This window comes from Variovorax sp. KBW07, from assembly GCF_003852515.1.
GTDB lineage: Bacteria > Pseudomonadota > Gammaproteobacteria > Burkholderiales > Burkholderiaceae_C > Variovorax.
The window spans coordinates 1-7580 of the sequence record NZ_QAJK01000147.1; the positions used below are offsets into that span (position 1 = coordinate 1).

General features: G+C 68.1%; 5 protein-coding genes. 1 reads left to right on the plus strand and 4 read right to left on the minus strand.

What is annotated here, in order from left to right; translation table 11 throughout:
* Positions 1 to 94: 94 nt before the first annotated feature.
* The 4 genes from DBV14_RS26985 to DBV14_RS27000 form a co-directional block, all read right to left on the minus strand.
* Positions 95 to 1255 (minus strand): ABC transporter substrate-binding protein, encoded by a 1161-nt coding sequence (locus tag DBV14_RS26985; RefSeq protein ID WP_124463947.1) that lies wholly within the window; start codon positions 1253 to 1255, stop codon positions 95 to 97.
* A gap of 126 nt (positions 1256 to 1381) precedes the next feature.
* On the minus strand, positions 1382 to 2659 hold the full coding sequence (locus tag DBV14_RS26990) for a cytochrome-c peroxidase (RefSeq protein ID WP_124463953.1): 1278 nt from the start codon (positions 2657 to 2659) through the stop codon (positions 1382 to 1384).
* A gap of 83 nt (positions 2660 to 2742) precedes the next feature.
* The gene (locus DBV14_RS26995; protein ID WP_124463955.1) at positions 2743 to 4293 is read right to left on the minus strand and encodes a metallophosphoesterase; all 1551 of its coding nucleotides are present in this window, start codon (positions 4291 to 4293) and stop codon (positions 2743 to 2745) included.
* Positions 4294 to 4492: 199 nt separating this feature from the next.
* Positions 4493 to 6073, minus strand: coding sequence for a phospholipase D family protein (locus tag DBV14_RS27000; protein ID WP_124463949.1), 1581 nt, complete (start codon positions 6071 to 6073; stop codon positions 4493 to 4495).
* A gap of 77 nt (positions 6074 to 6150) precedes the next feature.
* Here DBV14_RS27000 and DBV14_RS27005 point away from each other — a divergent pair, with 77 nt between their 5' ends.
* Complete coding sequence (locus DBV14_RS27005; RefSeq protein ID WP_124463951.1) at positions 6151 to 7380, plus strand: nucleoside recognition domain-containing protein; 1230 nt, start codon at positions 6151 to 6153, stop codon at positions 7378 to 7380.
* Positions 7381 to 7580: the final 200 nt, after the last annotated feature.

The window sequence follows — 7580 nt, forward strand, 5'->3', positions numbered from 1 at the left end:
GAGCGGCGCCCTGAATGACCCAAAACAGCAGACAAAACCCAGCAATTGCCCGGCGCGAACGACAAAGCGCCACGCAAACCAGGCAGAAGGGCAATCAGCTCAGCATCTGCCCGCGGCTGCCGATCACCGCCACGTCCACGAACTGTCCGCCTTCGCGGTTCGTGCGGCCGTAGTTGATCTTCACGCCACCCATGTCGTAGTTCTCGATGCTCGCCATGCCCGCCATCACCGATGCGCGCGTCAGCGAACCACCGGCGCGCCGCATGCCTTCGGCGAGCACCGCCGCGTTCATGTAGCCCTCCAGGCTCGTCAGCGAAAACTCCTTCACGCCGCTGGCCACCATGTCGGCCTGATAGCGGCGCACGATCTCGTACTTGGTCGAATACGGCGACGGCACCACGATCACGAAGCCCAGGCCGCGCGCCAGGTCGCCCATCGCGGCCAGTGCGCTCGCCGTGATCGACAGGCCGTACGCCGAGCTGCTGTTGCCCGCGCCACGCAGCGCCTTCAGGAACACCGGTGCCGTACCGGCCAGGCCGACCACCACCACCTGCGGCTTCGCCTTGGCGATGGCTTCGGCGGCCGGGCCCACTTCCATGCTCGTGGTGTTCGGCGTGGTCGCGATCACCGCCGGCTCCAGCTTGGCCTTGGCCAGCGCGTTCTTGAACGCCGCCAGCACCGACTGCCCCAGCGGGTCGTTCGAGTGCACCAGGCCAATGCGGCTCTGGCCCAGCACCGCGGCCGTGCTCACGAGCTTGTCGACTTCCTGGTCGTAGTTGGCGCGCACCCAGAAAGTGTTGGGCGACGTCTTCTTGCGCAGCGAAATGGTGCCGGTGATGGGCCCCACCACGGCCATGCCGGGCACCGCGTCCATCACCTCGGCAGTCTGGCGCGTGCCGAGCGGATGCAGCAGTGCCAGCACCGAGCTGTCTTTCTCGAAGGCCAACGCGTTGGCCTTGGCCACTTCAGGCTTGAAGGTGTCGTCGGCCATCACGAGCTCGACCTTGGTGCCGTTGATGCCGCCCGCCTTGTTCAGCGCCGTGAAGAACGCGCTCGAGCCCTGGTACAGCCCCTGGCCGTTGGCCTTCTCGACGCTGCTGTTGTCGAACGTGGTCCCGATGCGGACGGGCCGGTTCTGCGCAAGCGCCGGAAATCCCAGGCCCGCGGCAGCGGCGGTTGCGGCCAGCCCGGTCAGCGCACGGCGACGGCTGGTGGAAAGCGGCGCAATCGACTCGCGCTGCACGGGAACGGTCATGATCGAAGTCTCCAGAAGACGGTGACAAAAGTTCACACTTAAGCCAGAAATGTAACGCGCATTGTGACATCTGGCATGACAGCCCGCAGCCGCGTGCGGGCAGGACGGGTGCGCGGCGCGGGCGGGCTACTTCACGGCCGGCTTCGGCGCGGCGGTTTCGACGGGCGGCATGGCCGCCACGTAGCGCGCGTCGGTCAGGGTGCGCAGGAAGGCGCTGATCTCGTCGATCTCCTCGTCGCTCAGCGCGGGCGTGAGGCCCGGGCGCCGGTTCATGGGCGTGGAGTTGACGTTGATGTTCGCCCGGTACGTGGCCGGCACATCGTCGAAGGTCGACTTGCCGTGATACCACTTGGCCGGGTCGGTCGAGCGCGTGGCGTAGAAAGCCACCGCTTCGCGCAGCGTGGAAAACACGCCGTTGTGCATGAAGCTCTGGCGCACCGCCACGTTGCGCAGCCCCGCCGTGCGGAAGTAGCCGCACCACTGGCCGGGCTCGGGCCAGCGCAGTTGCGCGGCCGTGCGGCACAGGCCGTTGTCGAAGTGGCGCGGATCGCGGTTGGCCGGCAACGACAGGTTGCGCGGCACGGCGATGGCGTCGTAGCCGAAGTCGGTGAACAGCGAACGCTCGGGCCGGCTCGACGTGTCGGACAGCGTGTGGCACGACATGCAGTTGCCCTTGTCCGGGTTCTTGAACAGCGCCAGGCCTCGCGTTTCCTGCGGGCTCAGCGGCGTGCGCTTGCGCAGGTGGTCGTCGAAGCGCGAGCTGAAAGGCGCCATCTCGTCGCTCTGCAGGTACGCCTGCAGCGCCAGGCCGATGCCCAGGACCGCTCGCTCCGGCTCACGCAGCACCCGCGGCCCGAAGGCCTGCGACATCGCGGGCGCGAGGTCGGTGCCGCGCAGCTTGCGCAGCAGGCTTTGCGGTGACGCGTTGTTCATCTCGTCGCGGTCGAACAGCGGCCCGCGCACCTGCTCGGCCAGCGTGTCGGCACGGCCGTCGGCAAACAGTCCACCGAAGGGCGACGCAACGAGCGCATCGTCGTCCTGATAGAAATGCCGCCGGGGCACGTAGCGCACGTACAGCAGCGACGGCGCGGTGCGCGTGCTGAAGTGGCCGGGACGGCTGCCCTGCGGTGTGCGCGGCCCGGCCAGCGACGGTGCGTTCAGCGTCGACGTGAAGGCCCGCAGCGGGTCGTGGCAACCGGCGCACGACAGGCCCTGCGGCTGCGACAGCCGCGTGTCGAAGAAGATGCGCTTGCCCAGCGCGGCCAGCGCCGGGTCTGGCTTGAACGAGGCCTGCGCCGGATCGATGCGCTCGGTGAGCTTGGGCGTGACGCCGATGCGCTCGACCACTGCGCTCACCGGGCCGCCGGGGTTGATCTGCGCGGTGCGCGCATCGGGCGCGGCCATGCTGCCGCCGACCCAGCCTGCGCAGGCCGCCGCCAGCGCGAGGCCGGCGCCGAGCAGGCTCAGGCGCCTCGTGCGCGCCGCCGTCACGGCGTGAGGAAGCCGGTCTTGTCGCAAGCCAGCGCCCTGCCCGTCTGCACGCAGGTCGCGAGCAGCTTGCCGGCCACCGTGTAGGCCTTGAAGTTCCAGCCCACGCCCGGCGCGGCCTTGCGCTCCATCATCATGAAACCGAAGCTCGCGTGGTGCGTGATGCGGTCGATGGTCACGCCCGGTGCGGGCGTGGCGCCGGCCGGCAGCGGGTCGGCCAGCGCCACGTCGAGGTTGTCGCCGCCGTTGCCGGCCACGATGGTGGCGGGATGGTCGGTGGCGAAATTCAGCGCCTGGAAGTCGTGCACATGGCCATGCAGCGCCACGTGCACGCCGGCCGGGTAGTAAGCCTTGGCGTTGACGCTTTCCATCACCGACTGCAGCGCGAGGTTGCCCGGCAGCGGCGCCTGCCCGGCCACCGGCGCGAACGCCAGGATCGGGTGGTGGTTGGTGAACATCGTGGTGGTCATGCCGGGCTTGGCCGCCAGCGCCGTCACCGCCTGGAACTGCTTCTGGTAGGCAATGAACTGCGGGTCATTCGTTGCCAGCGCCGTCTTGCCGGCCCGGGCCGAGTCGAACACGATGAGCTGCGAGCCGGCACCCAGCGCCACGGCATACGGGTCGGCGTAGTTGCCGCTGTCGTCGTTGGCCGGGTCGTTGCACGAGCGCTTGTCGGCATACGGACGCGGATCGAGAAAACGCGCCCAGCCCTGGCCGCCGCGCGCGCACTCTTCGTGGTTGCCGCGCACCAGCACCCAGGGCGCCTTCGCGAGCAGCGGCGCGGCGGGCGTGAAGAAGTCGGCCTGCCAGGTGTCCCAGCCGTAGCCCCATGGGCTGCCCTTGCAACCGGCGATGTCCGCCGGGCACTCGTTCTCGCGGTAGTGGTAGTCGCCGATGTGCAGCACCAGGTCGGGATTGAAGCCCGCGCCGGTGGCGGCAATCGGCGCGAACGGCCACACGGTGGTGTCGTTACATGGCTGGTAGGCCTTGTCGGCCTTCTTCATGCGGCAGCCGGTGTCGGCCAGCACGAGCACGCGCTGCGGTTCGGCCTTGGGCAGCGGCAGCACGCGGCTGCCGATGGCGGCCTGCTTCGTGCTGGCGGGCAACGCCGTCTCGCAGGTCGACACCGGGAAAGCGGAAGGCTTCGAATCGGCCGGGGGGCTCGCCGTGGTTCGCAATGCCATGCTGCCGGCACCGATGCGCAGCGTCATGCGGGTTGCGTGGCCGTCCAGCGTGAGCTGCGGGCACACGGCATTGGCATCGGCTTTCGTCGCGTCGGCGGGCGCGCTGTAGCTGGTGATGACCCGCGCGATCGCGGTGTCGTTCTCGCCGATCTCGACCCATGCGGCCTGCAGGTTGGCATCGACCGTGGCGGCGTCGGGTTCCGGGGCCGGCGGCGTGCTGGCCGGTGGCGGGAGAACGACCGGCAGGACGTTGTTGCTGCTGCCGCCACTGCAGCCCTGCAGGAGGACGGCGACCGCCAGTCCCGTGAGTGCAACGAGCGTTCGCAGGCGCTGCAAGCCTGGCGCGACCGGCGGCATGGTGGACATGGCGTGCATATCGGACTCCCTCTGATTGGTTGTTGTGGTGGGACGCCGCAATCTAGAGGGGCAATGTGCCAGCCGTATTACAGGCAACGGTTGCGCGAGGTCGGTCGCCACGCGAAAGCGCGACCGGCCGAATCCGACCGGGAACCGTTTTAGAAATGTGTCCTGAAAAGCGGCCCGCCCTGCTGCCGGCCGCTGGCTGCTAAAGCAACTCTTCGCCCACGATGGGCAGCAGCAGCCAGTTCTTGAAGCGCAGCCACAGGAACTCGCCGGGCTCGTCTTCGTGCACGATGTCGCCGCCGGCATCGTCGTACTCCAGCCACTGCACGCGCCGGCCATCGGGCCCCAGGCGCAGCCGGTAGCCGAGGTTGATGCGGTCGCCGCTCATGAGCTTGTCGTAGTCCTGCACCAGCTCCGGGCTGTCGATGACCAGGCCCATCTCGGTGTTGACGGCGGCCGAGCGGTGGTCGAGGTTCATGGAGCCGACGAAGAAGCGGTCGTCGTCGATGATCGCGAGCTTGGCGTGCAGCCGGCTGATCGACTTTCCGAAGTCGCCGAAGCGCCCCGAGCGCCCGCTCAGCGTAGGCGCGATCTCGTAGATGGTGACGCCGATCTTCAGCATGTCGGCCCGGTAGCGCTCGTAACCCGCATAGGCCAGCGGCTCGTCGGTGGCGCCCAGCGAATTGGTCACCACGGTGATGCGCCCGCCGTTCGCAATGGCCTTCTTCATCATCGCCATGCCGTGAGCGCCCGGAATGAAATACGGCGAGCCGATCTTGACATCGCGCTTCGCCGAATTGATGACGCTCAGCGCGCCCTCGGTCACGCTGCCGGCATACGCCGCGTCGGCCTTGCGCGTGATCTTCTCGGGGTCGTCCACGAACAGCGTGGCCGGCGCCCAGTAGCGGTCAACGTTGCCGGTAATCAGCTGCTGCCCCACCGGCGACTTGTTGAGCACGTCGCGCTGGTGCATGGGCACGTCGGGCACCGCGGTGCGCGCGATGGCGTCGAAGCGCTTCTGCGCCTCGTCCACCGGCATGCGCAGCGGCGCGATGCTCTCGATGGGCCGCACGTGCGGGCTGTTCCAGTAGCGGTCGAAGCCTTCGGACATCTGGCGCACGATCGGCCCGCTCGACAGCACGTCCATGTCGATGAAATTCGCCGCCGTGCTGCGCATGAAGTATTCGTTGGCGATGTTGCGCCCACCCGAAACCGCGAAGCTGTTGTCGGCCACCAGCAGCTTGTTGTGCATGCGGTGGTTGATGCGGCCGAAATCGGTCAGCGAGAACAGCAGCCGCGTGGTCAGCGAATCGGCCCGTGACGGCAGCGGGTTGAACAGCCGCACCTCGATGTTCGGAAAGGCCGACAGCGTGCTGAACACCTCGTCTTCGCCGGCCGTGTACAGGTCATCCACCAGCAGGCGCACCCGCACGCCGCGCGCCGAGGCTTCGCGCAGCTCTTTCAGGAACAGCAGGCCGACGTCGTCTTTCTGGATCAGGTAGTACTGCACGTCGAGCGATTTCTCGGCGTGCCGCGCCAGCGAGATGCGCGCGTCGAAGGCAAAGGCCGCCTCGGGCAGCAGCCGGAAACCCGACAACGATGTGGAGCCGCCCGGCGTGCCCTTCAGCGCCAGCTGGCCCAGCTCGGTGCCCGCCACGTCGGTGATGGCCGTGACCTGTGGGCGGGGCTGCGGCGGTGGCAGGCTCACGCAGCCCGCCAGCCCCACCAGGGCAGCGGTTCCCAGCGCCAGTGCGACAAGTCTGCGGACGATGGAAGCGGCCATGGGCCGCACTGTAGCCTGCGGCAGGCCCGCAGGATTAGCGCCCTATGATCGGCCCGCGTAAAAAAGGAAAAAGAAACGTGCTCAACGGCTTGTGGCTGGGTTTCTTCGGGATGGCGGCGCTCGCGGCGCTGGGGCGGTGGCTCGTCGGCGGCGACGCGACGGTGTTCGCGGCGCTGGTCGAAAGCCTGTTCGCCATGGCGCGGCTGGCGGTCGAGGTGATGGTGTTGCTGTTCGGCACGCTGACGCTGTGGCTGGGCTTTCTGCGCATCGCCGAGGCGGCCGGGCTGGTCGGCTGGCTGGCGCGGCTGCTCGGCCCCCTGTTCCGGCGCCTCATGCCGGGCGTGCCGGCGGGCCACCCGGCGCTCGGCCTCATCACCATGAACTTCGCGGCCAACGCGCTGGGCCTGGACAACGCGGCCACGCCCATCGGCCTGAAAGCCATGCGCGAGCTGCAGCGGCTGAACCCCGACCCGGTCACCGCGACCAATGCGCAGATTCTTTTCCTGGTGCTGAATGCCTCGTCGCTGACGCTGCTGCCCGTGACCATCTTCATGTACCGCGCGCAGCAGGGGGCGAGCGACCCGACGCTGGTGTTCCTGCCGATCCTGCTGGCGACGAGTGCATCGACGCTGGTCGGCCTGCTGTCGGTGGCGTTCATGCAGCGGCTGCGGCTGTGGGACCCGGTGGTGCTGGCCTACCTGGTGCCCGGCGCGCTGGCGCTGGGTGGCTTCATGGCGTTGCTGGGCACGCTGTCGGCGGTGGCGATTGCATCGCTGTCGTCGCTGCTGGGCAACCTGACGCTGTTCGGCGTGATCATCGTGTTCCTGCTGGCGGGTGCGATCCGGCGCATCAAGGTGTACGAATGTTTTATCGAAGGCGCCAAGGAAGGCTTCGATATCGCGAAAAACCTGTTGCCGTACCTGGTGGCGATGCTGTGCGCGGTGGGCGTTCTGCGCGCCTCGGGCGCACTCGACTTCGCGCTCGGCGGGCTGCGCTGGCTGGTCGACACGGGCGGTTTCGACTCACGTTTCGTCGACGCGATGCCGACGGCGCTGGTCAAGCCGTTCTCGGGCAGCGCGGCGCGCGCGATGCTGATCGAGACGATGAAGAGCCAGGGGGTCGACAGCTTCCCGGCGTTGGTGGCCGCGACCATCCAGGGCAGTACGGAGACGACGTTCTACGTGCTGGCTGTGTACTTCGGTGCTGTCGGTATCCAGCGGGCGCGGCATGCTGTGGCTTGTGCGTTGCTGGCCGAGCTTGCCGGGGTCATCGCTGCCATTGCTGTCTGCTACTGGTTCTTCGGCTGAGGGCTGTCGTTCGGGTGCGGGGTCATTCAGGGCGCGTGCGACTGACACCGGGTGCTCCCCTCCGCGAATGTCCCCCGCTTCGCTCCTCCTTTATTTCGCTGCGGGGAGCACCCGATGCCATTCTCACATGGACACGCTCTGAGTGCTTCGCTGATCAACCAGTGCTCTGAACTCGCTCACGCTGGCGGTGTGCTCTGCGC

Coding starts and splice junctions, on each gene's coding strand:
- DBV14_RS26985 (WP_124463947.1), bottom strand. CDS start 1,255: ATGACCGTTCCCGTGCAGCGCGAGTCGATTGCGCCGCTTTCCACCAGC.
- DBV14_RS26990 (WP_124463953.1), bottom strand. CDS start 2,659: ATGGCCGCGCCCGATGCGCGCACCGCGCAGATCAACCCCGGCGGCCCG.
- DBV14_RS26995 (WP_124463955.1), bottom strand. CDS start 4,293: ATGTCCACCATGCCGCCGGTCGCGCCAGGCTTGCAGCGCCTGCGAACG.
- DBV14_RS27000 (WP_124463949.1), bottom strand. CDS start 6,073: ATGGCCGCTTCCATCGTCCGCAGACTTGTCGCACTGGCGCTGGGAACC.